Origin of the sequence: Domibacillus antri, assembly GCF_001936625.1 — a bacterium.
GTDB lineage: Bacteria > Bacillota > Bacilli > Bacillales > Domibacillaceae > Domibacillus > Domibacillus antri.
This window is the reverse complement of sequence record NZ_MSDU01000008.1, coordinates 261,330-287,770: the sequence shown is the minus strand read 5'-3', so window position 1 is coordinate 287,770 and position 26,441 is coordinate 261,330. Positions and strand designations below refer to the sequence as shown.

Annotated in this window: 31 protein-coding genes; 26 read left to right on the top strand and 5 right to left on the bottom strand. The window is 45.3% G+C overall.

The features are described from left to right. Position 1 precedes the first annotated feature (1 nt). The 8 genes from mltG to mtnN all read left to right on the top strand — a co-directional run bounded on the left by mltG (position 2) and on the right by mtnN (position 6,777). Positions 2-1,105 (top strand): endolytic transglycosylase MltG, encoded by a 1,104-nt coding sequence (gene mltG / locus BTO30_RS05610; RefSeq protein ID WP_075397728.1) that lies wholly within the window; start codon positions 2-4, stop codon positions 1,103-1,105. Positions 1,106-1,216: 111 nt separating this feature from the next. Beyond that, entirely contained in the window at positions 1,217-1,864 is a 648-nt protein-coding gene (locus BTO30_RS05605) for an O-methyltransferase (protein WP_075397727.1), read from the top strand. Then, positions 1,861-2,790 (top strand): peptidase U32 family protein, encoded by a 930-nt coding sequence (locus BTO30_RS05600; RefSeq protein WP_075397726.1) that lies wholly within the window; start codon positions 1,861-1,863, stop codon positions 2,788-2,790. Before BTO30_RS05605 ends, BTO30_RS05600 begins: the two co-directional genes overlap by 4 nt. A 17-nt stretch (positions 2,791-2,807) precedes the next feature. Beyond that, a complete protein-coding gene (locus BTO30_RS05595) occupies positions 2,808-4,079 on the top strand; it encodes a peptidase U32 family protein (RefSeq protein ID WP_075397725.1) in 1,272 nt (423 codons plus the stop codon). 4 nt (positions 4,080-4,083) lie between these two features. Then, a complete protein-coding gene (gene udk, locus BTO30_RS05590; RefSeq protein ID WP_075397724.1) occupies positions 4,084-4,719 on the top strand; it encodes a uridine kinase in 636 nt (211 codons plus the stop codon). Positions 4,720-4,826: 107 nt separating this feature from the next. Continuing rightward, entirely contained in the window at positions 4,827-5,303 is a 477-nt protein-coding gene (gene greA, locus BTO30_RS05585) for a transcription elongation factor GreA (RefSeq protein ID WP_075397723.1), read from the top strand. 109 nt (positions 5,304-5,412) lie between these two features. Further along, positions 5,413-6,015 carry a DUF1510 family protein gene (locus BTO30_RS05580; RefSeq protein WP_075397722.1) on the top strand — a complete coding sequence of 201 codons (603 nt, stop codon included), beginning with the start codon at positions 5,413-5,415 and terminating at the stop codon, positions 6,013-6,015. A gap of 60 nt (positions 6,016-6,075) precedes the next feature. Beyond that, entirely contained in the window at positions 6,076-6,777 is a 702-nt protein-coding gene (mtnN, locus tag BTO30_RS05575) for a 5'-methylthioadenosine/S-adenosylhomocysteine nucleosidase (protein WP_075397721.1), read from the top strand. Between the two features lie 138 nt (positions 6,778-6,915). Here mtnN and sigK read toward each other — a convergent pair whose 3' ends face one another. Both sigK and sda read right to left on the bottom strand, forming a co-directional pair. Beyond that, complete coding sequence (sigK, locus tag BTO30_RS05570) at positions 6,916-7,680, bottom strand: RNA polymerase sporulation sigma factor SigK (protein ID WP_075397720.1); 765 nt, start codon at positions 7,678-7,680, stop codon at positions 6,916-6,918. Positions 7,681-7,728: 48 nt separating this feature from the next. Then, positions 7,729-7,869, bottom strand: coding sequence for a sporulation histidine kinase inhibitor Sda (sda, locus tag BTO30_RS05565; protein ID WP_075397719.1), 141 nt, complete (start codon positions 7,867-7,869; stop codon positions 7,729-7,731). Positions 7,870-8,156: 287 nt separating this feature from the next. Here sda and BTO30_RS05560 point away from each other — a divergent pair, with 287 nt between their 5' ends. From BTO30_RS05560 to BTO30_RS05525, 8 genes are read left to right on the top strand one after another with little or no spacing between them, the layout of a single operon-like run. Then, positions 8,157-8,678: a YqeG family HAD IIIA-type phosphatase gene (locus BTO30_RS05560; protein ID WP_075397718.1), complete on the top strand. Its 522-nt coding sequence runs from the start codon at positions 8,157-8,159 to the stop codon at positions 8,676-8,678. Next, positions 8,675-9,775: a ribosome biogenesis GTPase YqeH gene (yqeH, locus tag BTO30_RS05555; RefSeq protein ID WP_075397717.1), complete on the top strand. Its 1,101-nt coding sequence runs from the start codon at positions 8,675-8,677 to the stop codon at positions 9,773-9,775. The genes BTO30_RS05560 and yqeH overlap by 4 nt, the downstream gene beginning before the upstream one ends. Before the next feature lie 17 nt (positions 9,776-9,792). Further along, positions 9,793-10,635 carry a shikimate dehydrogenase gene (gene aroE, locus BTO30_RS05550; protein WP_075397716.1) on the top strand — a complete coding sequence of 281 codons (843 nt, stop codon included), beginning with the start codon at positions 9,793-9,795 and terminating at the stop codon, positions 10,633-10,635. Continuing rightward, the gene (yhbY, locus tag BTO30_RS05545) at positions 10,629-10,922 is read left to right on the top strand and encodes a ribosome assembly RNA-binding protein YhbY (RefSeq protein WP_075397715.1); all 294 of its coding nucleotides are present in this window, start codon (positions 10,629-10,631) and stop codon (positions 10,920-10,922) included. Before aroE ends, yhbY begins: the two co-directional genes overlap by 7 nt. Next, on the top strand, positions 10,919-11,491 hold the full coding sequence (locus BTO30_RS05540; protein ID WP_075397714.1) for a nicotinate-nucleotide adenylyltransferase: 573 nt from the start codon (positions 10,919-10,921) through the stop codon (positions 11,489-11,491). Before yhbY ends, BTO30_RS05540 begins: the two co-directional genes overlap by 4 nt. Further along, the gene (yqeK, locus tag BTO30_RS05535; protein ID WP_075397713.1) at positions 11,478-12,047 is read left to right on the top strand and encodes a bis(5'-nucleosyl)-tetraphosphatase (symmetrical) YqeK; all 570 of its coding nucleotides are present in this window, start codon (positions 11,478-11,480) and stop codon (positions 12,045-12,047) included. The genes BTO30_RS05540 and yqeK overlap by 14 nt, the downstream gene beginning before the upstream one ends. Continuing rightward, complete coding sequence (gene rsfS / locus BTO30_RS05530) at positions 12,048-12,398, top strand: ribosome silencing factor (RefSeq protein WP_075397712.1); 351 nt, start codon at positions 12,048-12,050, stop codon at positions 12,396-12,398. Then, positions 12,395-13,126: a class I SAM-dependent DNA methyltransferase gene (locus tag BTO30_RS05525; RefSeq protein ID WP_075397711.1), complete on the top strand. Its 732-nt coding sequence runs from the start codon at positions 12,395-12,397 to the stop codon at positions 13,124-13,126. The genes rsfS and BTO30_RS05525 overlap by 4 nt, the downstream gene beginning before the upstream one ends. Before the next feature lie 54 nt (positions 13,127-13,180). Here the strand turns inward: BTO30_RS05525 and BTO30_RS05520 are convergent, their stop codons facing one another. Continuing rightward, entirely contained in the window at positions 13,181-14,023 is an 843-nt protein-coding gene (locus BTO30_RS05520) for a pyrroline-5-carboxylate reductase dimerization domain-containing protein (RefSeq protein ID WP_075397710.1), read from the bottom strand. A gap of 86 nt (positions 14,024-14,109) precedes the next feature. Between BTO30_RS05520 and BTO30_RS05515 the strand changes: the two genes are divergently transcribed. From BTO30_RS05515 to BTO30_RS05505, 3 genes are all read left to right on the top strand, one after another. Continuing rightward, positions 14,110-14,739, top strand: a complete 630-nt coding sequence (locus BTO30_RS05515; protein ID WP_075397709.1) for a helix-hairpin-helix domain-containing protein — start codon at positions 14,110-14,112, stop codon at positions 14,737-14,739. Between the two features lie 87 nt (positions 14,740-14,826). Then, positions 14,827-15,243: a deoxycytidylate deaminase gene (locus BTO30_RS05510; RefSeq protein WP_075397708.1), complete on the top strand. Its 417-nt coding sequence runs from the start codon at positions 14,827-14,829 to the stop codon at positions 15,241-15,243. A gap of 16 nt (positions 15,244-15,259) precedes the next feature. Next, the gene (locus BTO30_RS05505) at positions 15,260-17,551 is read left to right on the top strand and encodes a DNA internalization-related competence protein ComEC/Rec2 (protein ID WP_075397707.1); all 2,292 of its coding nucleotides are present in this window, start codon (positions 15,260-15,262) and stop codon (positions 17,549-17,551) included. A gap of 41 nt (positions 17,552-17,592) precedes the next feature. Here the strand turns inward: BTO30_RS05505 and BTO30_RS05500 are convergent, their stop codons facing one another. After that, positions 17,593-17,724: a YqzM family protein gene (locus BTO30_RS05500; RefSeq protein ID WP_075397706.1), complete on the bottom strand. Its 132-nt coding sequence runs from the start codon at positions 17,722-17,724 to the stop codon at positions 17,593-17,595. 171 nt (positions 17,725-17,895) lie between these two features. On the opposite strand from BTO30_RS05500, the gene holA reads away from it, so the two are divergent. After that, entirely contained in the window at positions 17,896-18,915 is a 1,020-nt protein-coding gene (holA, locus tag BTO30_RS05495; RefSeq protein ID WP_083632313.1) for a DNA polymerase III subunit delta, read from the top strand. A gap of 28 nt (positions 18,916-18,943) precedes the next feature. Here the strand turns inward: holA and rpsT are convergent, their stop codons facing one another. Continuing rightward, complete coding sequence (rpsT, locus tag BTO30_RS05490; RefSeq protein ID WP_075397704.1) at positions 18,944-19,198, bottom strand: 30S ribosomal protein S20; 255 nt, start codon at positions 19,196-19,198, stop codon at positions 18,944-18,946. 180 nt (positions 19,199-19,378) lie between these two features. Here rpsT and gpr point away from each other — a divergent pair, with 180 nt between their 5' ends. The 6 genes from gpr to grpE all read left to right on the top strand — a co-directional run bounded on the left by gpr (position 19,379) and on the right by grpE (position 26,403). Then, entirely contained in the window at positions 19,379-20,380 is a 1,002-nt protein-coding gene (gene gpr / locus BTO30_RS05485) for a GPR endopeptidase (protein WP_075397703.1), read from the top strand. 58 nt (positions 20,381-20,438) lie between these two features. Beyond that, positions 20,439-21,527, top strand: a complete 1,089-nt coding sequence (gene spoIIP, locus BTO30_RS05480) for a stage II sporulation protein P (RefSeq protein ID WP_075397702.1) — start codon at positions 20,439-20,441, stop codon at positions 21,525-21,527. A 91-nt stretch (positions 21,528-21,618) separates the two neighbouring features. Next, complete coding sequence (gene lepA, locus BTO30_RS05475) at positions 21,619-23,448, top strand: translation elongation factor 4 (RefSeq protein WP_075397701.1); 1,830 nt, start codon at positions 21,619-21,621, stop codon at positions 23,446-23,448. 65 nt (positions 23,449-23,513) lie between these two features. Further along, positions 23,514-24,650 carry a radical SAM family heme chaperone HemW gene (gene hemW, locus BTO30_RS05470; RefSeq protein WP_075397821.1) on the top strand — a complete coding sequence of 379 codons (1,137 nt, stop codon included), beginning with the start codon at positions 23,514-23,516 and terminating at the stop codon, positions 24,648-24,650. A 90-nt stretch (positions 24,651-24,740) separates the two neighbouring features. Next, the gene (gene hrcA, locus BTO30_RS05465; protein WP_075397700.1) at positions 24,741-25,775 is read left to right on the top strand and encodes a heat-inducible transcriptional repressor HrcA; all 1,035 of its coding nucleotides are present in this window, start codon (positions 24,741-24,743) and stop codon (positions 25,773-25,775) included. A gap of 34 nt (positions 25,776-25,809) precedes the next feature. Beyond that, a complete protein-coding gene (grpE, locus tag BTO30_RS05460; RefSeq protein WP_143331915.1) occupies positions 25,810-26,403 on the top strand; it encodes a nucleotide exchange factor GrpE in 594 nt (197 codons plus the stop codon). Positions 26,404-26,441 lie beyond the last annotated feature (38 nt).

Here is a 26,441-nt window from a genome sequence, read left to right as displayed (position 1 = left end):
TATGTCGAATGAACTATATCCGCCGGCTGCCCGTAAAAAAAGGCGGCTGAAACGGGCTGTTTTATTTATGCTTGTTTTCTTCCTCCTTATTGCAGCTGGGGGAGCAGCGGGTGTGTATTATATCTGGCAAAGTGCTGCGAAACCGGCGGATGCAAATAATGAAGAATCAGTGGGGGTATCCATTCCACTTGGATCAAGCTTATCATCCATTGCCCAAACACTTGAAGAAAATGGGATTGTCAAAGATGCGACACTCTTTAAATATTATGTGAAATATAAAGGAGAAGGCGATTTTCAGGCGGGTCAATATGCGCTGTCTCCTTCCATGACGCCGGATGAAATTATCGTCTCATTAAGAGAAGGAAAAGTAACAGAGGCGGTGGACGGCAGGCTGGTGATTCCAGAAGGTTTTCAATTGACACAAATTGCGGAAGTCATTGCGGCAGAAACCGATCATGATGCTGACGACGTCCTTAAAGCGCTCAATAACGATGCATTTGTTAAAAAAATGATGACAAATCATCCTGGACTTATCACAGAAGAGGTACTCAATGAACAGATTCGGTATCCGCTTGAAGGGTATTTATATCCGGCAACGTATGAACTATCCGATCCATCGCGGCCTGTTGAAGATATTGCGGAAGAAATGATCGCGAAAACGGATGAAGTGGTAAAAATGTATACTGATCGCATTCGGGCGTCCGGGATGACCGTTCATGAATTTTTAACGTTCTCTTCCCTTGTAGAAGAAGAAGCAACCGGCAAAACAGACCGGAAAAAGATTGCCAGCGTATTTTATAATCGCCTGAAGGTCGATATGCCGCTCCAAACGGATCCGACCGTTTTGTATGCGCAGGGCGAACATAAAGACCGCGTACTGTATGAAGATCTAGAGTTTGATTCACCGTATAACACCTATCAGGTAAAAGGATTGACTCCAGGACCGATTGGCAACAGCGGAACGGACTCGATGGAAGCGGTTCTTGAACCGGAACAAACTGATTTCTTCTATTTCCTTGCTTCACCGGCAGGAGATGTGTATTATGCCAAAACATTAGATGAGCATAATGCATTGAAGAGAAAATACATTACGAACAATCAATAAGAAGCCTGCATAGATTTTCTTTCTTTTCTATGATAGAATAATCCGGGCACAGAAGACGCGGGAAAGCTATTGCAGCTTTCTCTTTTTCTTAGAAAAGAGGTTATTTTTTTCATGAAAGACGATATACACCGCTACCTCGAATCGCTTCTGCCGGAGCGGGACGAATTATTTGCGGAAATGGAGCGGTATGCGCATGAACACCGCGTGCCGATTATGGAGCCGGTCGGAATGGAGACGCTTCTCACGATGCTGAGGCTGCAAAAGCCATCACGTATATTGGAAATCGGGACCGCGATTGGCTACTCAGCGCTCCGGATGGCGGATGCTGTTCCAGGCGTTCATATTACAACGCTGGAGCGGGACGCTGAAAGGTACGAGCAGGCCCTCCATTACTTGAATCGATCAACTGATCAAGACCGTGTGCAAATATTATTTGGAGATGCGCTTGAACTGGGGAAAGAAGTGGAAAAGAACGGGCCGTTCGATGCGATTTTTATTGATGCGGCAAAAGGACAGTACAGGCGTTTTTTTGATTTATATGCGCCGATGCTTACAACAAAGGGCGTTATTTATTCTGATAACGTGCTGTTTAAAGGATATGCAGCAGGGATAGAGGCACCATCGAAACGAATCGGGAAAATGGTTCAGAAGATTACGGATTACAATGAATGGCTGATGACACATTCTGATTTTCAGACAATGATTTTGCCGTCTGGTGATGGAATTGCCGTCAGCATAAAACGGAGTGGTGAAAAATGAAAAAACCGGAATTATTAGTGACGCCGGGCAGCGTCAATGAAATCGAACGACAAATTGAAGCGGGCGCCGATGCATTTATAATAGGTGAACAGCGTTACGGTCTGCGTCTTGCCGGCGAATTCAGCCGCGAGGAAATAAAAGAAGCCGTGACCCTGGCTCATGAACACGGAAAGAAAGTGTATGTGGCGGTGAACGCTATTTTTCATAATAAAATTGCGGATGAATTGGACGAATATGTGCAGTTTGTAAAAGAAGCAGGGGCTGATGCCATTGTCTTTGGCGATCCGGCTGTATTAATGGCTGTCCGCGCAGCAGCACCAGGATTTTCGCTTCACTGGAGTCCGGAAACGATTGCGACAAACTGGTATACGGCGAATTACTGGGGCAAACGCGGAGCGGTCCGCGCGGTGCTTGCCAGAGAGCTGAGCATGGATGCTGTCATTGAAACGAAAGAAAATGCAGAAGTGGCGATTGAGGTGCAGGTGCACGGTATGACATGCATGTTCCAATCGAAACGGCCGCTTCTTGGGCATTACTTTGAATACATGGGAAAGAACATGGAAATCGAAAAGCGCCAGGGTGCGCAAAATATGCTGCTTCATGATGAAGAGCGCAATAATAAATACCCGATTTATGAAGATCAAAACGGTACGCACATTATGAGTCCGAACGATATGTGCATCATTGATGAACTGCAGGATATGATCGAAGCAGAGATTGATTCATTTAAAATTGACGGTGTCCTGCAAACGGAAGATTACCGCGTTGCCGTTACGAAATTATATCGAAAAGCAATCGATTTATGTGTGGAAAATCCGGATCAGTATGAAGAAGAAAAGGAAGCATTGCTGGAAGCGGCAGAAGCACTTCAGCAGGACCACCGGCCGCTTGATTCGGGCTTCTTCTTTAAAGAAACAGTTTATTAAAAAGGGAGGAAACAAAGATGGAAGCATTGAAAAATGACAGCATCTCAACCATTGTCGACGGGAAACGGGTCATTGTGAAAAAGCCGGAACTGCTTGCTCCTGCCGGCACGCTTGAAAAATTAAAGATCGCTGTCCGTTACGGAGCAGATGCCGTATACATTGGGGGACAGGAATACGGACTTCGGTCAAATGCGGGAAATTTCACGTTTGATGAAATGAAAGAGGGCGTTGAATTTGCCCGTCAATACGGAGCAAAAGTGTATGTGACGACGAATATTTTTGCCCATAATGAAAACATAGACGGGCTTGAAGATTACTTGCGCGGTCTGGGAGAGGTCGGCGTGAATGGCATTATTGTGGCAGATCCGCTTATTATTGAAACGTGCCGCCGTGTTGCGCCGAATGTGGAAGTGCATTTAAGCACGCAGCAGTCCCTCTCTAACTGGCGCGCGGTGCAATACTGGAAAGAAGAAGGGCTTGACCGAGTTGTGCTTGCCCGTGAAACGACAGGCGAAGAAATGCGCCTCATGAAAGAAAAGGTGGATATTGAAATTGAAACCTTCATCCACGGAGCGATGTGCATTGCTTATTCCGGCCGCTGTGTGCTGAGTAACCATATGACTGCGCGTGATTCCAACCGCGGCGGGTGCTGCCAGTCGTGCCGCTGGGACTATAACCTTGTGGAAATGGAAGATGGCATTGAGTCAGCGATCACGCAGGAAGGCGATTCACCTTTTGCGATGAGTCCAAAGGATTTGCGGCTTGTCCAGTCGATTCCAGGTATGATTGAGCTTGGCATTGATAGTTTGAAAATTGAAGGCCGGATGAAATCCATCCATTACATCGCAACGGTTGTCAGTGTGTACCGGAAAGTAATCGATGCGTATTGTGCCGATCCGGAAAATTTCAAAATTCAGCCTGAATGGTTAGAAGAGCTTGAAAAATGCGCCAACCGTCCGGCAGCACCGGCATTTTTTGAGGGAACGCCGGGCGCCGATGAGCAGCTGTTTGGTGTTCACGGAAAAAAAGCATCGCATGATTTCACGGGCCTTGTCGTGGATTACGATGAAGACACACAAATCGTCACGCTGCAGCAGCGGAACTTCTTCCGTCCAGGCGATACCGTTGAATTTTTTGGCCCGAACATGGATACATTTACGCAGGTAGTCGGTACGGTTGTCGATGAAGACGGGAATGAATTGGATGCTGCCCGCCATCCGCTGCAAATTGTCCAGTTTAAAGTGGACCGTCCTGTATCGAAAGACGACATGATGCGGAAAGGGCTGTGACACAATGAAGCAAAAGCCGATTGTGATCGGCGTCGCGGGTGGGTCTGGCTCGGGGAAAACGAGTGTTGCTCGAGCGATTCATGATCATTTTCAAGGCGGCTCCATTATGATGATCGAACAAGATTATTATTATAAAAATCAGTCTCACTTGACGTTTGAAGAACGACTGAAGCAAAATTATGATCATCCCTTTGCATTTGACAATGATTTATTGATCGAGCAGATGCAGGAACTGATGAACGGCCGTCCGGTTGAAAAACCGGTCTATGATTATGTACAGCACACCCGGTCGAACGAAACGGTCCCGCTTGAGCCAAAAGATGTCATTATTTTAGAAGGGATTCTCGTGCTTGAAGATGAGCGTCTGCGCGATTTAATGGATATTAAATTATTTGTGGATACAGATGCGGATCTCCGGTTTATCCGGCGTCTGACGCGTGACATTACAGAACGCGGCAGGTCGCTTGATTCGGTCGTGGATCAATATACAACGATTGTTCGTCCAATGCATAACCAATTTATCGAACCAACGAAGCGGTATGCGGATGTCATTATCCCAATCGGCGGTGAAAACAAAGTCGCCATTGATATAATCATTGCTAAAATCCAAACAATTCTTGAACAAAAAGATATTTTATAGTATGTTTTTATGAAACAGGCATATAATTGGGAAAACGCGCGACCTCTCAAAGAGGGCGCGCGCTCATATTTCAGTGCTTTTTTTGAACATTAAAGGAGTGGGAAAAGTTGTCGAACGAAAAAGTTTACCCGATGACACGGGAAGGAAAAGAAAAACTGGAACAAGAACTTGAACATTTAAAATCCGTAAAACGTAAAGAAGTGGTCGAGCGGATTAAAATTGCCCGCAGCTTTGGTGATCTTTCGGAAAATTCCGAGTATGATTCAGCAAAAGAAGAGCAGGCGTTTGTGGAAGGACGTATCGGTACAATTGAAACAATGATCCGCAACGCAAAAATCATTGAGGAAGATTCGTTGAATTCTGATATGGTTTCGCTTGGCAAAACGGTCACATTTATTGAACTGCCTGACGGCGAAGAAGAAAGCTATACAATTGTCGGCAGTGCGGAGGCAGACCCGTTTGAAGGTAAAATTTCAAATGATTCACCAATTGCTAAAAGCATGATCGGCAAACGCGTTGGTGATGAAGTGATTGTCCAAACACCAGCAGGCGAGATGAACGTGAAAATCGTTTCAATCGGTTAAGTAAAAAAAGCGCTTTAGGCGGATGAGCCTTTTGCGCTTTTTTACGTAAATTCTTTCTTCACATAAAGAAGACGTGTTAAAATGGATGCGTAACGAGGAGGAGAAAGCTATGGAACATACGTCGCGTGCTGAGCGCAAAACGAAGCGGAGAAAAACAAACCGCATTTTAAATACAGCCATCGCGGTTGTCGTGCTGCTCATTATTATTGTCGGATTTACCATTTTTGCAGGTGGGAATGACGAAGAACCAGCTGCTCCTGAAGAAACGAAGCCAGCAGAAGAGCAGACAGCTGATGTACCTGATGAAGTAGAGGAAGAAAATCCGGCTGAAACAGAAGAGCCAGTAGAAGAAAAAGCTGAAGAAGTTCGAGTGGTTACGGAAGGCACAGAGCCAAATGTCGAACAAGACATTGTGGATCCGAACTGGAAAGGCGTTGGAACTACCCAATCCGGTCCTCATACTTCTTCATTTGACACGGGTTCGACGGATTGGCAGGAAAAAGTCAATGCGCTGTCTTATGCAACGGGTATTCCTGTGGATAATATGACCGTCTGGTATATAAGCGGAAACGGTCAGCACGGAGCAATTGGTACGGTGTCGCCTAAAAACGATCAAAATGATGCGTACCGTGTCTTTATTGAATGGGTAGACGGAGAAGGCTGGAAACCGGTCAAAGTACAGAAGCTCGAACGAAATGACAAAGGACGCTGATGATTCCCCGCTTTGACGGCGGGTTTTTTTCGGCATAAAAACAAGAGGGAGCAAATCAAGATGAAAATAGGGATTATTGGTGCAATGGAAGAAGAGGTTCTCATATTACGTGACGAGATGGAAAAGAAAGAAGTCACCACCATTGCGGGAAGTGAATTTACAACAGGCTTGCTGCGGGGTGTTGAAGTTGTATTGCTTCGCTCCGGAATCGGGAAGGTGAACGCGTCAATGACAACTGCTGTATTAATTCATGCATTTAAACCGGATGTCATTATCAATACGGGTTCTGCCGGCGGATTGTCTCCTGAACTTCAAGTGGGGGATGTCGTCATTTCATCGGAAGTACGTCATCACGATGTAGATGTAACGGCATTTGGATATGAGTACGGCCAGGTGCCTCAGCTGCCGGCCGCATTTCAGGCAGACGAGCGTCTCGTTCAAATCGCGGCCGCTTGTGCGGAAAGCATACAAGAAGTAAAAACTGTGAAAGGGCTCATCGCGACAGGTGATTCGTTTATGAACGATCCGGTACGTGTACAGTCGATTGCAGAAAAATTTACTGACTTGCAGGCTGTTGAAATGGAAGCAGCCGCGATCGCCCAGGTAGCGTATCAATTTAACGTGCCATTTGTGATCATTCGCGCCCTTTCCGACATTGCCGGAAAAGAGTCCAACATTTCATTTGAGCAATTTTTGCCAAAAGCAGGACTTCATTCAGCGAATCTCGTGATGAAAATGACGGAAGAGCTGGGAAAAGAATAAGAAAACGATAACAAAGCACATGTTTTATGATAAAGTAATAGTAACAAATGAAGTGAACATAGAGGGAGTGTTGCAAGAATGGTCATGATGATTTTAGGATTGCTGCTGGCAACTGTAACAGGCGTTATGATTTCTGTGTCAATCGACTGATGATTGATGATGAGAAGGGTGCTCCAGAAGAGTTTCTTTTGGGCCCCTTTTTTGTTTTGCTGAAAGACGCTTAAATTCCTGCATCATTTTCGCCAGCGCCCGCTTTTCGATTCGGGACACATAGCTTCTTGAAATGTTCATCTCTGCCGCAATTTCACGCTGCGTTTTATCGCTGCCGGCGCCAATGCCATAACGGGCGGCAATGACAGCCATTTCCCGCGGATCTAACACAGCAAGGCAGCTTTTCATTTGTTCGATATCCATTTCAAGTGACAGACGTGCAGCGACGTCTTCATCTTCTGTTTTCAATAAATCGAGGAGGCTGATTTCGTTCCCTTCTTTATCCCGTCCGACCGGATCGTATAAAGATACGTCTTTTTTCGTTTTTTTCAGTGCGCGGAAGTACATGAGAATTTCGTTTTCAATACAGCGTGCCGCGTATGTGGCCAGTTTTGTTCCTTTTTTTCCGGAATAACTTTCAATGCCTTTAATTAAACCAATCGTGCCGATGGAAATGAGGTCTTCTGTATCTTCATTTGTTTTTTCGAATTTTTTGACGATGTGGGCAACGAGGCGCAGATTATGTTCAATGAGTTTTGTTCGGGCATGACGATCTCCCTGTTCAAGGAGTGCGAGATACTTTTTTTCTTCTTCAGCTGAAAGTGGATGAGGAAAGGCGTTATGCTTTACGTATGACACGAAAAAAACCGCTTCTTTCAATAAAAAAGAGAGAGCGGCGGCAAGTTCAATCATGATGATCCCCCCTTTTAACGCTTATCGTATGCGGGAGATCAGGTAATATTACATTTTTCGGTTTTTTTGCTGACGGATGATCCGTCGTTTCATTTCCTGTTCGATTAAAGCAATAAAGTCGTTGTTCAATTTTAGCTTTGTTGCTTTTTTATAAGAAGAAAGAAGCAATTTGTCTGATAGTGTATGCATCTATATTCATCTCCAAAAAGTAATAGTCCATCTTTTTTTATAGTGTATCAAAAAAACTATAATAGAACAATCGTTCGTTTTTCCACAATGGATCGTGGATAAGTGGCAGTTTTCAGTTTATAAATCGCCATAAACCGCTATTTATATAGTGTGAATTTGTGCATAACGTTATCCACAGAAAGGGAATGCGAAATTTGTCGAAAAGTTTTTGTGCTGATTATTGTTTTGTCTCCTATGAAAAAATGGGCTATGATAAGATAAGCAGACTGAAATTAGAGGTGTAAACTGTGCTGAAATTATTTTTGCCAAATGAGCAAGTGAAAAGCATACTGGAAATTGAACCGGAACGCTTAAAGCAAAAAGGAATTAAAGCGGTTATTACCGACTTGGATAATACGCTTGTCGCCTGGGATCGTCCGGATGCGACACCGGAGCTGTTAAGCTGGTTTAATAAAATGAGCGATGCCGGCATTAAAGTGCTGATCGTTTCCAATAATAATCAAAAGCGGGTGAGTTCTTTTTCTACTCCGCTCGATTTGCCTTACATTTTTGAGGCGCGTAAACCGATGGGGCGGGCGTTCAGAAAAGCGATTAAATTGTTGAACGTACAAAAACATGAAGCCGTTGTGATTGGAGACCAGCTGCTGACGGATGTCTTCGGAGGGAATCGGAGCGGTATTTATACAATCTTAGTCATTCCGATTGCGGCGACGGATGGCTTTTGGACACGGATTAACCGGAAAATCGAACGCCGGTTAATGAACTTTTTCCGCCGAAAAGGAATGATTCAATGGGAGGAAAGACAGTGAGTAATGAACAAATAACGTGCGAGGGCTGCGGCGTTGCCATTCAAACAGTCAATCCGGATGGTCTTGGGTATGCTCCGCTAACCGCACTGGAGAAGGAAGTTATTGTCTGTAAACGCTGCTTCAGACTGAAACATTATAATGAAGTTCAGGACGTCGAATTAACTGACGATGACTTTTTAAAAATTTTAAATACAATCGGAGATACTGAATCACTGATAGTGAAAATTGTTGATATTTTTGATTTTAATGGAAGCTGGCTGCCCGGTCTTCACCGGTTTGCCGGAAAAAATCCGGTCCTTTTAATCGGTAATAAATCGGATCTTCTTCCAAAATCAGTAAAACAAGAAAAACTCATTCATTGGATGCGCCATGAAGCAAGTCAGCTCGGTTTAAAGCCGGTGGACGTTCTTTTAACAAGTGCGGCGCAGGGCAAAGCAGTGCGTGATGCGGCTGAGGCTATTGAGCATTACCGCAACGGGAAAGATGTATACGTTGTCGGCTGTACGAATGTCGGCAAGTCAACGTTTATTAATCGAATCATTAAGGAAATTACCGGTGAAGGCGATCTTATTACGACCTCTCATTTCCCGGGTACAACGCTTGATATGATTGAAATACCGTTATCGGATGGTCATGTACTGGTCGACACGCCGGGTATTATTAATCATCATCAAATGGCTCATTTTGTAGACAAGGATGACTTGAAAGTCCTTTTGCCGAAAAAAGAAATTAAACCGAAAGTGTTCCAATTAAATGAGGAACAGACGCTGTTCTTCGGCGGCCTGGCCCGATTTGATTATATGAGCGGGGGACGCCGGTCATTTATCTGCCATGTGTCCAATGAGATTGAGATTCATCGGACCAAAATGGAAAAAGCGGATGAATTGTACAGAAACCATGCGGGCGAATTATTAAAACCAGCTGGAAAAGACGGTGAACCGCTTGAATTTGTCCGGCAGGAATGGACAATCAAAGAACCGAAAACCGATATTGTATTTTCCGGACTCGGCTGGATTACCGTAAACGAAGCGGGAGCCAAAGTGGCGGCATACGTGCCAAAAGGAGCAGCAGTTACACTTCGGAAGTCGTTAATTTAAAGGTGGGGGAAAGTCAGATGAAAAATTTGTACGGAGTGATCGGGGATCCCATTGCTCATTCTATGTCGCCGGCGATGCATAATGACGCCTTTTTATCACTTGGGATGGATGCGCATTATCAGCCATTCCTCATTAAACGTGAGGATTTACCAGTGGCCATTCCTGGAATGAAAGCAATTGGTATTTCCGGATTTAACGTAACGGTGCCGCACAAAACAGCGATTATGCCGCTGCTTGATGAAGTGGATCCGCTTGCGTCGGCAATCGGTGCTGTTAATACGGTTGTGCATGAAAATGGAAAGCTGATCGGTTATAATACAGACGGAGCAGGCTTCATTCGCGGTCTGCATGAGGAATATGGACAGCCTATCCTAGATAAACGTATTTTAATCATCGGAGCTGGAGGAGCGGCCCGGGCGATTTATTTTACACTTGGCCAACAGGGTGCAGAGTATGTCGATATTGCCAATCGCACACTTGATAATGCGGAACAGCTGAAAGCACGCTGCCCGTATCCGGTTGAAACATTTATTTTCACATTGGAAGAGGCGGAAGAAAAGCTTGCCGATTATGATGTGATCATTCAAACCACATCGATTGGAATGTCGCCAAAAATGGAGGAATCGCCGTTGCAGCTTCACAACATCCGCCCGGATGCCTTTTTATCAGACATTATATACAATCCAGCTGAAACGGCTATTATGAAAGAGGCAAAAAAACGTGGGGCCAATGTTCAAAATGGTTTAAGAATGTTTGCCTATCAAGGTGCGCTGGCCTTTGAAAAATGGACGGGCATACTTGCCGATCCAGACCGGATGGAGAAAATTGTACTGGACAAACTTGGAGGAAAAACATGCTGACAGGAAAACAAAAACGATTTTTACGAGCGGAAGCGCATCATTTGACACCGATATTTCAAGTAGGCAAAGGAGGCGTCAATGAGAATATGACAACGCAAATTGCTGAAGCGCTTGAAGTGCGTGAATTGATTAAAGTGAGTATTTTGCAAAATAATGAGGATGATAAACACGAGGTGGCGGAAGCACTGGCAAAAGGGGCAAAAGCAGAGCTTGTACAGCTGATCGGCCACACTGTTGTCCTTTATAAGGAATCAAAAGAAAATAAAAAAATTGTGCTGCCGAGATGAGAAAAGTCGGCATACTGGGCGGCACATTTAACCCCCCTCATGTCGGACATTTAATTATGGCGAACGAAGTGCTTTATGCGTTAAAGCTTGATGAAGTAAGGTTTATGCCAAATGCCGTCCCGCCGCATAAAAAACTGGATGGCAATGTGAGTGATGAGTCCCGCCGGCGTATGACTGAACTGGCGATAGAAGGAAACGATTCATTCCTGTTGGAAACGATCGAAATGAATCGATCCGGAACTTCCTATACAATTGATACGATGCGGGAATTAATACACAAAGAACCGGATACGTCTTTTTATTTTATTATTGGCGCGGACATGATCGAATATTTGCCAAAGTGGCATGAAATAGATGAACTGATGAAGCTTATCACCTTTGTTGGAGTGAAACGTCCCGGTTATTCGACGGACACTCCCTATCCGGTGATGCTGATTGAAACCCCGGAAATTCATTTGTCATCTACTGTCCTTCGCAAAAAAGCAGCGCATGGGGAACCGCTCTTATATTTATTGCCGGACGGTGTCATTCGTTATATAAAGGAGAATGGACTCTATGGAGCGGAATGATGCACTTCAAATAGTGAAGAAACATCTGACTGACAAACGGTATGAGCATACACTGGGCGTCATGGAGACTGCTGTTCATCTTGCTGAAACATATGGTGCAGATGTAAAAAAAGCAGAACTGGCGGCTATTTTTCATGATTACGCCAAGTTTCGTCCGAAAGAAGAAATGAAGCAATTAATCATTGATGAACAAATGGATGAGCGGCTCCTGCAATTTCATCATGAACTGTGGCATGCGCCGGTTGGAGCGCTGCTCGTTCAAAGAGAAGTGGGCATCACGGATGAAGAAATCCTGGCAGCCATTCGCTGGCATACGACGGGCCGTCCGAAAATGACTTTGCTTGAAAAAATTGTGTATCTGGCCGACTACATCGAACCAGGCCGCCGTTTCCCCGGAGTGGATGATGTGCGGGGGATCGCAGCCCATCATTTGGATGATGCGGTTCTTACGGCTGTGAAAAATACCATTTTCTTTTTAATGAGTAAACGGCAGCCGGTGTTTCCGGCAACAATGGATACGTATAATGATCTTATTCAGAATGGAGAAGATGTTTAATTGACAGAACAACAAACGATTTTACATGCAGTGACGAAAGCGGCGGATGATAAGCGTGCGGAGAATATTACCGCCCTTGATATGAACGGCATTTCCCCGGTGGCTGATTACTTCGTTATTTGCCACGGTAACTCCGATAAACAAGTACAGGCAATAGCACGTGAAGTAAAAGAAAAAGCAGAAGAACTCGGTGCGGACATTAAACGTATGGAAGGGTTTGACGAAGCCCGCTGGGTACTAATTGATATTGGCGATGTGGTTGTTCATGTTTTCCATCGTGATGAGCGCATTTATTACAATTTGGAACGTCTTTGGGGCGATGCACCGCATGTCGATGTGTTGACATCATGAGTTACAACCGGTTTGCGTCTGTGTATGATGCCCTTATGCAGGACGCTCCGTACGAGGAATGGACGGAAATTTTACGTTCAGAAACAAGAATTGGCCGGCTGCTTGATATCGGATGCGGAACTGGTGAACTTGCAGTGCGCTTTGCCCAAGCCGGATACGATGTGACAGGCATTGATCTGTCTGACGAGATGCTGGCGGTTGCCCGTGAAAAAGCGGATGCGCTGAAGCTGGATATCCCGCTGTTTCAGCAGGATATGAGAGAGCTTGAAGGGGTAGGGATGTTTCAAACGGCTGTTATTTTTTGTGATGCGCTTAATTATCTGCGAACGGAAGAGGATGTAAAAAAGACCTTTCAGTCGGTTTACAATCATCTGGAGGAAGACGGTTTATTTTTATTTGATGTTCATTCCACGTATAAAATAAACCACGTGTTTCAGGAGCAGACATTTGCTGATGCCGGTGCGGACATTTCGTTTATATGGAATGCGTTTCCCGGTGCAGAACCGGACAGTGTGGAACACGAACTGACTTTTTTTGTTCAGACGGATAACGGGTTATATGAACGATTCGATGAACTTCATCATCAGCGTACATTCCCGCCTGAACTGTATAAACAGTGGCTGGTAGAAACAGGCTTCACGATTGAAGGCATCACCGCTGATTTTACAAAACAGGCTCCATCTGAGAACACGGAACGAATATTTTTCAAAGCGAAAAAGAGCAGCTGAAAAAAGCCGCTCTTTTTTCTTTTGTAAAGATTTTGTAAAGCAGCAGGAATTTTGTTAGTCCTGTCGAAATGATTCATTAATGCCAAATATGGCAGAGGCCTCTTTTCTGTCTTCCGCCGCTTTTTGCTGCGTCATCCTGCAAAGCAATGAAAACAAGTCCCCTGCATGCTCTTCAATGACCGAAATTCCGCGGCAGGTTACACCCCCTTTTGCGGCAGTCCGTTGTGTCAATGTCTCCAGTGACCATCCATCCGTTTTTAACATTTCTCCAAGACCAATCATCATTTGCACCGCCATTTTTTCTGCCTGTTCATCGGTCAGTCCATACTTGATCGTTTCATCAGCGTACATTTTGGCCATTTTGGAGAAAAACGCCGGACCGCATCCTGTTAAATCAGAGGCCGCCCGAATGGTCTCGTCGTTCGTTTCAAATGCCGTCCCTGCTATTTTATCGAGAAGCCGTCCCACTTCATTCTTCCAGTCTATTCCGCATGATTCGCCAAAAGAATAGAGAATCCCGCCTGCAGAAATTGTATTTGTGACAGAAGGAATCACACGGGCACATGAACAAGGAAGAACGGATTCCATCTGTGCAGTGGATACGGCACTTGCCGTTGATATTACGCAATGATAAACCGAAACGTATTGTGAAAGGAACTCGAGAAGCGGTTTTAAATCAGGTTGACGGACAGAAACGAACAGCAAGCAGGCTTGTTCAGTGGTTTCTTCTATATTTTCACAAACGTGAATGCCCGGAAACGATTTTTGCAGCAGAAGTGCTTTTTCATGCGTACGATTGTAAACATAAATATTTTCAGGCGGTAAGGCCTTAGAACCGATAAATGATTCGGTCAACACAGTACCAATACTTCCTGTTCCGATGATACCGATGTTCATATTGCATTCTCCTTTCCTGTTCATCTTTTAACTGTACGTATGAAAAAAACAATTATTCCAACCGAAGCGGAGGATGATTAATAAATATGAAAGAGTTGATTGACAAGTATAAAATTCCGGCAGGCGGCGTTTTGGCTGTTCTCCTATTCTGGCTGTACGGCTTGACAGAAGAAGAAGCGGTACCGCCTGCACCTGTGCCAATTGAAGAAGCCGTTGTCATGAAAGCGGAAGAGGAGGTGCCAGCAGAAATTGTGCCTGTTGAAGTAGCTGTTGATGTAAAAGGAGCAGTGGAGATGCCGGGCATTTATTTGATGACAAGTGATAACCGGGTAAACGATGCCATCAATAAAGCGGGCGGTTTGACGGAATCAGCAGACCCGGCAGCAGTGAATCTGGCGCAAAAAGTGCAGGATGAAATGGTTATTTACGTACCGGCTAAAGGAGAAGAAACACCGCCTGTCATTGCTTCCGCTGCACCGGGAGGGAGCGGACGGGCCATGTCCGGCGGAGAGGAACAAAGTCCACTGATTAATATAAATACAGCGGATGTATCCCGCTTACAGGAATTGCCGGGTATCGGCGAAGCGAAAGCAAAGGCGATCATCGATTACCGGGAAACAGATGGACCCTTTGCGGCCTCAGAAGATTTAAAAAACGTGTCCGGAATCGGTGATAAAACGTTTGAAAAGCTCGAACCGCTCATTACCGTAAAGTAAAAATCCATTTGACGGATTACGGATGATGCCGATAAACTAAAACAAAAACCGGTGTGGATCGGGATGGACAGAAAAGAGGATTTTTTTATGGAAAGAAAAAGCTGGGATGATTATTTTTTAAATATTGCGGAAGTAGTAGCGACGCGGTCGACATGCAACCGATTAAATGTCGGATGTGTCATTGTGAAAGATAAACACATTGTGTCAACAGGCTATAACGGCTCGATTCACGGGCACGAACATTGTGATGAAGCGGGCTGCTTATTGTCGGATCAAGGCCGCTGTATACGCTGTCTGCACGCGGAACTAAATGCGGTGCTTCATGCCGAGCGCGATAAGCTGAAAGGAGCATCAGCTTATGTGACACATGAACCGTGTGAAAATTGTGCAAAAACATTGGCACAGGCTGGTGTTGCGCGAATTGTCTATCGCAACGCTTATCCGAATAAATGGAACAGTTACTTTTTAAAAGATATTGATGTGATGCATGTACCTTCTTCTTAACGAAAGGATGGTGTAAATGGCGTCTCTTCGGATCGGTGCTGCAGCACTTGCGTCAAGCTTATTTGTGCTGCATACACCGGTGCTGATCGCAATGTTTTCGTTTGTATTGACTTTTATACTATGGATTGGCGCCGGCCGGCGTGACCGCCTTCTTATGACCGGTGCACTGCTTCTATTTTACGCAGCTGCCATGTTTCATGAAGCGCGTCATGCCTCAAACTTCACCGGTGAAGAATCGGAATGGACGGTTATCTTTTCCGATGATGTGAAGATAGATGGCGACTGGCTAAGTGCCGGTGTAAAAGAGGTGCAGACCGGTGAAAAGCTGCGCCTGTCGTACCGGCTGAAATCGAAGGAAGAAAAACAGCAGCTCTCCTCCATGATATCTCCTGGTTTAACATGCCGGATCAAGGCACAGTCAGAAAAGCCGAACGAAGCCCGCAATAAAGGCGAATTTAATTACCGGGCTTATTTATCCACTGTTCACACGTTCTTTATTTTGACCCCTGAATCCATCTCCAGTGATGCATGCATCATGAATGATTCCCTCCGTTATGCGCCGGCCAGGTGGCGCATTGCCGCACTAGAGCGAATTCATAAACAGTTTCCGGAACCGCTTAATTCCACGGCGGCTGCGCTTTTATTTGGTGATCGCACGTCGAGTAATGAAGATGTCAATGAAGATTATGAACGGCTCGGTATTATCCACATTTTATCGATTTCAGGTCTGCATGTGACATTACTGACAGGATTGCTTTTTTGGATGCTCATTCGGGCCAGTATTACACGTGAAAAGGCTCGAATGATTATTTTAATCATACTGCCCCTTTATGCGCTGTTAACCGGCGCCTCTCCGCCTGTCGTCCGTGCCTGTCTTATGACGGGTGCCATAATGGCTGCTGCTTCTTCAAACGTGCGTCTTAAGCCGGCATCAGCGCTTGGAGCGGCGTTTCTCCTCATGCTGCTCCTGAATCCGTATCAAGTGTTTCAAGCGGGCTTTCAATTATCCTATGTGGTCACTTGGGCGCTCGTGTTATCTGCCGGTGTCATATTAAAGCAGTGCAGAAATGCTATTGAATTATCACTTGCCGTCTCTGTTTTATCACAAATGGCCGCGATGCCGATATTGATTTATCACTTTTCCGAGTTATCGATCATTGCCCCGATCGCCAATCTGCTGTTCGTCCCTTTTTACTCTGTTGTTATGCTGCCGGCACTGCTCGCCGCCTTTAGCCTTTCATTTATCCTGCCTGTGAATCTGCTGACCGATTCAGCGAATATATTGCTGAAAATGATGAATCGTTTCGCTGCGGAAATGGCGGACATTCCGATGGCGGTTCTCGTTACCGGACAGCCTGATAGTCAAATCATGGTGCTGATTGCTGCCATCTCGATCCTTTCATTTTTAATATGGGAAAAGACGAAAAAAGTTCGATTCAGTCTCGTGTTATGCGGTTTGCTGTTTGGAATCACGATAGGATTGAACCGGTTTTCCGCAGAGGGAGAAGTGACATTTATCGATGTTGGTCAGGGAGATAGTATTTTCATTCGGCTGCCCTATGGGAAAGGAACCTATTTAATAGATACAGGGGGGCGCCTTTCTTTTGAAAAAGAGCCATGGGCGGCGCGATCAGGCGGTTTTTCTGTCGGGAAAGATACGATTGTTCCCTTTTTGAAACGAAATGGAGTGACAGAGCTGGATAAACTCATTTTGACCCATGCTGATTATGATCATGCAGGTGCTGCAGCGGAAGTTCTCTCTGCTATTCCCACAGATGAAATGATAATTTCACCGGGTTCAGGAGGTGAAGATGTAATGAAAGAAATATTGAATGCGGCTGCCGCTAAAAAGATGACCGTGCGTGAAGGAATGGAAGGAGAAACATGGAGAGTAGGGAGTTCGATGTTTCAAATTTTAGCGCCGGATGACCGCGAATATGAAGGCAATAACGATTCACTCGTTCTATATGCGGCGATAGGGGGAAAAAAGTGGCTTTTTACGGGCGATTTTGAAGAAGCAGGTGAGCAGGAATTTCAGAAAAAATACAACGTTGATATTGACTGGCTGAAAGTCGGTCATCACGGCAGCCGTACTTCTACATCATTGCCTTTTATCGAAGCCATTCGGCCGGAATTTGCGGTCATTTCTGCGGGTATCGATAACCGGTACGGCCATCCGCATAAAGAAGTGCTTGAACATTTATCAAAAGCCGGGGTAAAGGTGTATAGAACGGATCAGCATGGCAGTATTACGTATACTTTTATTGGAGGGAAGGGAAGTATTTCGAGCGCGCTGCCGCCAAAATAAAAAAACCCGCCCGGATTTAGGCAGGTTCTTTCATACCACGATCACCCAACCAGCTGAATAACAGTGGCAAGGACAAACATTGCGGAGAAGAAGACGAATGAGACAACAAAGCCTACTCCAGAGTCAACCGCGTCGTTGCGTTTAGATTGTACATTTTTTTCAAATTCGTTCACAGTTACCCCTCCTATTTCATTTTAAGTATAGACAATCAATAGTGAAAAATCCAGACTCTGCGGCGTATTTCCAATCATCCGTACAAAAAATGTTCACAATTCTTCTGTACCTTGCGTTATGAAGTTTGTTTTTCTAAAATGAAGAAAGATAAAATGAATGGAGTCGAACTTATGGAAGTACTAAAGGAATTAAAAAGCGGCCGGTTTCGTTCATTGTATTTACTGTACGGACCGGAGCAGTATTTTATTGAAGAAGCGCGGCATCTGTTAATGAAAAAAGCGATTGCCGGCGAGGATGCCGAGTTGAATATAACGTCATTTGATATGACGGAAGTGCCGGTTGAAGCCGCGATTGAAGAGGCAGAGACATTGCCTTTTCTTGGAGATAGAAAGCTTGTGTTTATTCAAAATCCGCTTTTTTTCACTGCGGAAAAATCAAAAATCGATCATGATCTAATCAAGCTGGAGCAATATTTACAGGACCCTTCTCCATTTACGATTCTCGTCTTTCAGGCTCGTTTTGAGAAATTGGACGAACGGAAAAAAATAACGAAACTGATTAAAAAGCAAGCGGGTATTTTAGAAGCAAAAAAGCCGGCAGAGAAAGAATTATCGGGATGGATTCAAAGTAAGGCGGCCGAAGAGGGCGCGGTCATTGGAGAATCCGCTGTTCACCAGCTGTTAAACATTGCCGGGTTCAATTTGTCGGTACTGGCTATGGAAATTGGTAAACTTGCTCTCTATGCGGGCGAAGGAGGAGAAATTACAGAAGAACATGTCACAAGTCTGACAGCACGGACGCTTGAAAGTGATATTTTCCGGCTTGTTGATCAAATTGTCACAGGCAGGTGGCAGGAAGCTTTTCGTATTTTCTATGACTTAATCCGTTTAAATGAAGAGCCGCTCAAAATTCTGGCCATTGTCGCCGGCCAATTTCGTCTCATTTACCAGGTGAAAGAGCTTTCGAAAAAAGGGTACGGACAGCAGCAAATGGCCGGCCAGCTGAAAGTTCACCCGTTTCGAGTCAAGATCGCGTCCGGGCAAAGCCGTTCTTTTACGGAGACACAGCTTGCTTCCATCATACAGCTGCTGGCGGAAAGCGATTATGAAATGAAAAGCAGCGGGATGGAGAAAAAAATGATTATGGAAATGTTCTTTTTCCGTCTGCAGACGATGATGAAGGCAAAATAAAAAAGTGTCCGGGAGGGACACTTTTTTATTAGTTAGCGAGCTTCTTCATAAGACGGCTCTTTTGACGGTTGGCAGCATTTTTATGGATAAGTCCTTTTGCTGCTGCTTTATCAAGCTTGCTGACTGCTTCAACAAGCAAGTCTTTTGCGTTTTCATCGTTATTAGCAACTGCAGTTTCGAACTTTTTCACAGCAGTACGCATTGTTGATTTCACGTGCGCGTTGCGGGCAGTGCGAGTTTGTGCAGTTTTTGTGCGTTTGATGGCAGATTTAATATTTGGCATTCCTGTCACCTCCTAAAATGGATCGAAGTTTTATTCGTACCCGATTATCATTCATTTATTGAAGTAAAGAACAAGTGATATTCTAACAAAGGAATGAAAGAAATGCAATAGCAATCCTGTGTAAAGGAATAAACTTTTACACTCTTGCACATACTACGGCAAAAAAGAGGTGTGTGTGGAATGGAAAAATGGTCAGTGAGAACCGATTTGGCGCTTGAGTCAGCACTGATAGCTGAGCAGGAACATGGCGGAAAACTGGACGGAATTATGTCATCAGAAGAACAGCGGGACAATACACTGGTGACGACCGTAACCATTAGTGAAGAAGGAGAGCGGATCACAGGCAAACGGCAAGGCCTTTATGTGACGGTTGAATCCACGGATTTACGTGGTTCGGATTCATCCCGCCACGCGTCCATCAGCCGTGTTACAGCAGACGAAATCAGAAGGTTTATCGATTCTGCTGGAATTCATCAAGATGCTTCTTGCTTAATTGCCGGTCTCGGGAATGATCTTGTGACGCCGGATTCACTCGGCCCGCGTGTTACCGACCGGCTTATTGTGACAAACCATTTGTTTAAACTTCACCCGGAACATGTGCAGGAGGGATACCGTCCGGTCAGTGCTATTTCACCCGGTGTTATGGGCATGACCGGAATCGAGACGGGCGATATATTGCTCGGGCTGATTGAGCGGGAGAAACCCGATTTTTTAATTGTCGTTGATGCACTGGCGTCCCGATCAATTGAACGGCTGAATGCGACTATTCAAATGACGGATTCGGGTATTCAGCCCGGTGCGGGTATTGGAAACAGACGAAAAGAAATAAGCCGACGAACTGCAGGCATACCCGTTATTGCAATCGGCATTCCGACCGTGATTGACGCGGCAACGGTCACACGTGATGCGGTCGAGCTTGTCATGGCGCATCTTGAAGAAAAAAGCGGCCGCGGTGATGAAGAATGGAAGCGGGCCTTTTTAGGGAATATCGGTCTGCTGTCGGATGAAGAAAAGCGGCAGCTGATCCATGATGTTCTCACACCGGCTGGTTTGAATATGATTGTGACACCGAAAGAAGCCGATTTATTTATTCATGGGGCCGCAGCCGTCATTTCCAGTGCGTTGAATGAAGCACTTCACAATCGTCCGCCGGAGGAAACGCGTTCTTTTTTTGCAGGCTGAAAGTCGGTCTGCATTTTTTTTGTGTGCATATAAATAGAGGACAAGACGTGAAAAGGGGATGGCGCGTATCCTTCTGCAAAAAAAATCAAACGCTGCTGTCTGGATCGCCCCGGCATGCGCGGCGCTCATTGTCATGCCTTTTTGGACAGCAGGTTTTTTTACGGTCATGCCGTTTTCGTATCATTTTTCATCTGAGTCCATGAATAAAGCGGCGGCGGAAATTCCTGTCTCATCCTTTTACCGGCTGCTTGCTTTCGAAAACAAAACATTTGAACAGTCATCTTATATGGAAGAAGTGGACACCATGCAGTGGGTGGATGCGGCGTTTCATGCGGCCGCCAGTATCAGCCTGCGCGACCCTCGGACGTTTCTTGGAAAAGAGCTGCCCGGCTTTTCGATTTACGATGGGCGCATTTTAATCGCCGGAGAAGGGACAAACTATACGAATATGCCCATTGAATCAGCAAAACCTGATCCAGAATCCATTTCGCAGCCGCCGGTAAGAGAAGAACCGGAGCAGACACCCGCTGTTTACGAGAAAAAAATTTTGCTTTATTTTACACACACGTCAGAAGCTTATACGCCTGAAAATGGACAGGCCCCGGTGCGCATCGTTGAAGTGGGCGACATGATTGCCAAAAAAATAGAAGAACATAAAATTGGTGTATCCGTCAATAAAACCGATATCGGTGCGATTTTAAATCAAAAAGGGAAGAAGTACAGCGCCTCATATGAAGAGTCAAGAGCGGTTGTTGCTTCAGCACAAAAGCAGCTTCCTTCCCTCGAATATTTGGTTGATATTCACCGGGACTCGCAGCCGAAAGACGTGACGACCGCTGTCATCAATGGCCAGTCAATGGCGAAAACCGTTTTTGTTATCGGGGGCGAGCACAGCGGCTATGAAGAAAATGCCCGGTTTGCAGCGGGGCTTCATGAATTGTTTGAGACGTATTATCCCGGGCTGTCACGAGGGGTTATTGTGAAGTCCGGCAGTCAGACGAATGGAAAATTTAATCAGGATTTATCAAAACGGGCCATTCTAATTGAGATGGGCGGAGTGGATAACACCCGGGAAGAATTGGAGAGAAGCGCGGAAGCATTTGCCGATATTTTATCCCGATATGTAAAATCGGAACAAATCGAATAACGCTCTCTTTCAATGTTCGTTGTCAATTGCATAGCGCGCTGATATAATCACAATAGTATACATGTGCCGATAACAGGAGTGAACTATGATAATGAATGATAACGGAAGACTAGAACGGCAGGAGCGGATCCGCAACTTTTCGATTATTGCCCATATTGACCACGGCAAATCGACGCTCGCAGACCGTATTTTAGAAAAAACACAGGCGCTGACCGCGCGTGAAATGAAAAATCAGCTTCTTGATTCCATGGATCTTGAACGGGAACGCGGAATCACCATTAAATTAAATGCTGTCCAGCTCACCTATACAGCAAAAGACGGAAATGAATATATTTTTCATTTAATTGATACCCCGGGACACGTCGACTTCACCTATGAAGTATCACGCAGTTTAGCAGCTTGTGAAGGGGCGATTCTCGTTGTGGATGCCGCCCAGGGCATTGAAGCGCAAACACTGGCGAACGTGTATCTTGCCCTTGATAATGATTTGGAAATTTTACCGGTCATTAATAAAATCGATTTGCCTGCTGCTGAACCGGAACGCGTGCGTCAGGAAGTGGAAGATGTGATCGGTCTTGACGCATCGGAAGCGGTTCTTGCATCGGCCAAAGCGGGCATCGGGATTGAAGAAATTTTAGAGCAGGTTGTTGAAAAAGTACCGGCGCCGACCGGCGATCCCGAAGCGCCATTAAAAGCCCTTATTTTTGACTCGCTCTATGATCCATATCGCGGTGTTATTGCGTACATTCGGGTTGTTGACGGCACGGTGAAAGTCGGCGACAAAATTAAAATGATGGCGACAGGAAAAGAATTTGAAGTGACCGAAGTCGGAGTCTTCACACCGAAAACAACCCCTCGCGATGAACTGACGGTTGGCGATGTCGGCTACTTAGCTGCAGCGATTAAAAATGTCGGCGATACGCAAGTCGGTGATACGATCACCTCTGCGAAAAACGGCGCATCAGAAGCATTGGCCGGCTACCGGAAGTTGAATCCGATGGTGTACTGCGGCCTTTATCCGATTGACTCATCGAAATACAACGATCTGCGTGAAGCGCTTGAAAAATTGGAACTGAATGATTCGGCGCTTCAATACGAGCCGGAAACATCGCAGGCGCTTGGTTTTGGTTTCCGCTGCGGTTTCCTCGGCCTTTTGCACATGGAAATTATACAAGAGCGGATCGAACGGGAATTTAAAATTGACCTTATTACAACAGCGCCGAGCGTTATTTACCAGGTGACGATGACCGATGGTGAAGAGCTCCGCATCGACAATCCGTCTGATATGCCGGACCCGCAAAAAATCGGACACGTGGAGGAGCCTTACGTAAAAGCATCGATCATTGTGCCGAACGATTATGTCGGTGCCGTAATGGAGCTGGCGCAAGGAAAACGCGGTATTTTTATCGATATGCAGTATCTCGATACAAACCGGGTCAGTGTCATTTATGAAATGCCGCTGTCTGAAATTGTCTATGATTTCTTTGACCAGCTGAAATCAAGCACGAAAGGCTATGCGTCATTTGATTATGAGCTCATTGGATACAAACAGTCGAAGCTTGTGAAGATGGACATTTTGTTGAACGCAGAGCAGGTAGATGCATTGAGCTTTATCGTTCACCGCGATTTTGCATACGAGCGCGGCAAAGTAATCGTGGAAAAATTAAAAGAACTCATCCCGCGCCAGCAGTTTGAAGTGCCGATTCAAGCGGCGATTGGAAATAAAATTGTCGCCCGTTCAACAATTAAAGCGATGCGTAAAAACGTTCTTGCCAAGTGTTACGGCGGGGACATTTCCCGGAAACGGAAGCTTCTTGAGAAGCAAAAGGAAGGGAAAAAGCGCATGAAGCAAGTCGGGTCGGTGGAAGTGCCGCAGGAAGCGTTTATGGCCGTTCTTAAAATGGATGACCAATCGAAATAAAATAAGGAAAAGGTGTCCGGAATTCGGGCACCTTTCCTTTATGTAAAATGGAAGGCGTGATCAGCATGACAAACGCAGCTTACATTCATATCCCGTTCTGCCATCATATTTGTCATTACTGCGATTTTAATAAAGTGTTTATGAAAAACCAGCCCGTGGAACAATATTTGCAAAGTCTTGATAAAGAAATGAGCATGGCGGACAAATCATCGGGCTACAAGTCGATTTTTGTCGGAGGCGGGACACCGACGTCGCTCGATGAAACGCAGCTGCATTATTTTGTTGAATCCATCTCACGGAATTTGCCGCTGGCTCCGGGTGCTGAATATACATTTGAAGCGAATCCGGGTGACTTAACACCTGCAAAAATGCGCATTTTAAAGGAAAGCGGTGTAAACCGGCTCAGCATTGGGGTACAGTCCTTTAATGATCATCATTTGAAAAAAATCGGCCGGACGCATACGAAAGAGGATGTGCTGCAAACGGTGCGCAGCGCTGAAAAAGCGGGTTTTGATAATTTGAGCATTGATTTAATTTATGGTCTGCCCGAGCAGACGGTGGAAGATGCTGTCGACTCGACCCGCCAGGCGCTGGCCCTTGGACTGCCCCATTATTCCGCCTATTCGCTCATTATTGAACCGAAGACCGTTTTTTATAATTTAATGAGTAAAGGCAAACTGCCGCTGCCGAAAGAAGAAGCGGAAGCGGAAATGTACGAAGCCGTTATGGAACAAATGGCTGCTGCAGGGCTGGAACAGTATGAAATCAGCAACTTTGCCCGTCCGGGATTTGAGAGCATTCACAATTTAACTTATTGGAACAACGACGAGTATTACGGATTTGGCGCCGGTGCACACGGATATGTTCATGGCGTCCGCTATGCCAACTTCGGTCCTTTGAAAAAATATATGGAGCCGCTGAAAGCAGGGGAATGGCCGCGTATAAGCAGTCAGGAAACGTCCAGACAGGAACGGATGGAGGAAGAAATGTTTCTCGGACTCCGAAAAATGGCCGGCGTTTCGATCTCCGCTTTTCAGGAAAAATATGAAAAAAACCCATTGGTGCTATTTAAAGAAGCCATTGGCTTGCTGACAGAGCGGGGCCTACTTGAAGTAAAAAACGACGTGATCCGGCTGACACATAAAGGGAAATTTCTTGGCAACGAAGTTTTTCAGTCTTTTTTAATTGAACCGGAAATGTGAGCGTACTCGTTGACAGCCCGCATCGTTTTTGATAATTTAAATGTAGATTTAGCACTCGTATATAAAGAGTGCTAACAGAGGTGATGAATCGTGTTGACAGATCGCCAACTTTTCATCTTGCAGATCATTATTGATGATTTCATTCGTTCGGCACAGCCGGTTGGATCGCGCAACCTTTCCAAAAAAGAGGATGTATTGTACAGCCCGGCCACGATCCGAAACGAGATGGCAGATCTTGAAGAGATGGGTTTTTTAGAAAAAACGCATACGTCATCAGGACGTGTCCCATCTGAAAAAGGATACCGTTACTATGTCGATCATTTGCTTTCTCCCGGATCGCTTGCACGGAGTGAACAAACAGCTATTCATTCGATATTCGCTGACCGGCAAAATGGAATTGAAAAAGCTGTTCAAAATGTGGCAACGATTTTATCGGAACTGACAAGCTATACATCGATCGTACTCGGCCCTAAATTTAATGACCATAAAGTGAAAAATCTGCAAATTATACCAATCGATCGTGAATCAGCTGTTGCCATCATTGTGACCGATACAGGACATGTTGAAAACAGACTTTTTTCTTTGCCTGAAGGAATAGAAGCAGCTGACATTGAAAAAATGGTCAACATTTTGAACGACCGCCTTACAGGGGTGCCATTATCAGACCTTCACAGGAAAATCTATCATGAAACGGCAGAGCTGATGAAGCGGCATATTCAAAATTACGAAGCAGTGCTGAAAATGTTTGCGGAAGCTGCGGGCGGCTCTGAACTTGGAAAACTGTTCATCGGCGGCAAAACGAATATTTTCAACCAGCCTGAATTCCGTGATATTGAAAAAGTGCGGCTCGTCATGGATATGATGGAAAAAGAAAACGAAATTTACGAACTTGTCCGGCCGACAAAAGCGGGAATCCGCGTCAAGATTGGCACAGAAAATGCAGAACAGGCGATGGAAGACTGCAGTTTAATTACAGCATCGTATTCAGTCGGTGATGAACCGGTTGGAACGATTGCGATTCTTGGTCCAAAGCGAATGGAATATTCCCGTGTGATTACGCTTGTTGACTTTTTAAGCCACGATATGACAAACGTGTTGACACGGCTTTATAATACGGGCTCTTAGCGCCATGAAAAGAAGAAACCTGGAGGTGGAATCAGTGGCAGAAGAACAAAAGCCATTGACAGAAGAAGAACCGGTTCAGCAGACTGAATCGTCTTCTGAAGAAGTAGAAGAAATAACAGAGAAGCCTGAAACAAAAGAAACAATTGAAGAAACAAAAGAAACAATTGAAGAAACAGAAGACAGCAAAGAAGAGCTTCTTCAAAAGCAGCTTGATGAAGCGGAAGACCGATATTTGCGCCTCCGTGCCGATTTTGATAACTTCAGACGCCGCGCGAATCTGGACCGCGAAGCGCAGGAAAAATACCGCGCGCAGCGTCTTGTGACCGACCTTTTGCCTGTGCTTGATAATTTCGAACGGGCTCTCCAGGTGACACCGGAACATGAAGAAACAAAATCCGTTTTGCAAGGAATGGAGATGGTGTATAAAACGCTTTTGACAGCCCTTGAAAACGAAGGAGTTGAGCCGATTGAAACAGTCGGTCTGCCGTTCGATCCGACCGTTCATCAAGCCGTTATGACGGAAAATGATGAAAATGCGGAACCAAATTCGGTTTTAGCGGAGCTTCAAAAAGGATATAAATTGAAAGACCGGGTTATCCGGCCAGCAATGGTGAAAGTGAATCAATAATTTTTATAGGCAACTGATTTCAGGAGGGAATTGAAAAG

Coding starts and splice junctions, on each gene's coding strand:
- mltG (WP_075397728.1), top strand. CDS start 2: ATGTCGAATGAACTATATCCGCCGGCTGCCCGTAAAAAAAGGCGGCTG.
- BTO30_RS05605 (WP_075397727.1), top strand. CDS start 1,217: ATGAAAGACGATATACACCGCTACCTCGAATCGCTTCTGCCGGAGCGG.
- BTO30_RS05600 (WP_075397726.1), top strand. CDS start 1,861: ATGAAAAAACCGGAATTATTAGTGACGCCGGGCAGCGTCAATGAAATC.
- BTO30_RS05595 (WP_075397725.1), top strand. CDS start 2,808: ATGGAAGCATTGAAAAATGACAGCATCTCAACCATTGTCGACGGGAAA.
- udk (WP_075397724.1), top strand. CDS start 4,084: ATGAAGCAAAAGCCGATTGTGATCGGCGTCGCGGGTGGGTCTGGCTCG.
- BTO30_RS05580 (WP_075397722.1), top strand. CDS start 5,413: ATGGAACATACGTCGCGTGCTGAGCGCAAAACGAAGCGGAGAAAAACA.
- mtnN (WP_075397721.1), top strand. CDS start 6,076: ATGAAAATAGGGATTATTGGTGCAATGGAAGAAGAGGTTCTCATATTA.
- sigK (WP_075397720.1), bottom strand. CDS start 7,680: ATGATTGAACTTGCCGCCGCTCTCTCTTTTTTATTGAAAGAAGCGGTT.
- sda (WP_075397719.1), bottom strand. CDS start 7,869: ATGCATACACTATCAGACAAATTGCTTCTTTCTTCTTATAAAAAAGCA.
- aroE (WP_075397716.1), top strand. CDS start 9,793: ATGAAAAATTTGTACGGAGTGATCGGGGATCCCATTGCTCATTCTATG.
- yhbY (WP_075397715.1), top strand. CDS start 10,629: ATGCTGACAGGAAAACAAAAACGATTTTTACGAGCGGAAGCGCATCAT.
- BTO30_RS05540 (WP_075397714.1), top strand. CDS start 10,919: ATGAGAAAAGTCGGCATACTGGGCGGCACATTTAACCCCCCTCATGTC.
- yqeK (WP_075397713.1), top strand. CDS start 11,478: ATGGAGCGGAATGATGCACTTCAAATAGTGAAGAAACATCTGACTGAC.
- BTO30_RS05525 (WP_075397711.1), top strand. CDS start 12,395: ATGAGTTACAACCGGTTTGCGTCTGTGTATGATGCCCTTATGCAGGAC.
- BTO30_RS05520 (WP_075397710.1), bottom strand. CDS start 14,023: ATGAACATCGGTATCATCGGAACAGGAAGTATTGGTACTGTGTTGACC.
- BTO30_RS05515 (WP_075397709.1), top strand. CDS start 14,110: ATGAAAGAGTTGATTGACAAGTATAAAATTCCGGCAGGCGGCGTTTTG.
- BTO30_RS05510 (WP_075397708.1), top strand. CDS start 14,827: ATGGAAAGAAAAAGCTGGGATGATTATTTTTTAAATATTGCGGAAGTA.
- BTO30_RS05505 (WP_075397707.1), top strand. CDS start 15,260: ATGGCGTCTCTTCGGATCGGTGCTGCAGCACTTGCGTCAAGCTTATTT.
- holA (WP_083632313.1), top strand. CDS start 17,896: ATGGAAGTACTAAAGGAATTAAAAAGCGGCCGGTTTCGTTCATTGTAT.
- rpsT (WP_075397704.1), bottom strand. CDS start 19,198: ATGCCAAATATTAAATCTGCCATCAAACGCACAAAAACTGCACAAACT.
- gpr (WP_075397703.1), top strand. CDS start 19,379: ATGGAAAAATGGTCAGTGAGAACCGATTTGGCGCTTGAGTCAGCACTG.
- spoIIP (WP_075397702.1), top strand. CDS start 20,439: ATGGCGCGTATCCTTCTGCAAAAAAAATCAAACGCTGCTGTCTGGATC.
- lepA (WP_075397701.1), top strand. CDS start 21,619: ATGAATGATAACGGAAGACTAGAACGGCAGGAGCGGATCCGCAACTTT.
- hemW (WP_075397821.1), top strand. CDS start 23,514: ATGACAAACGCAGCTTACATTCATATCCCGTTCTGCCATCATATTTGT.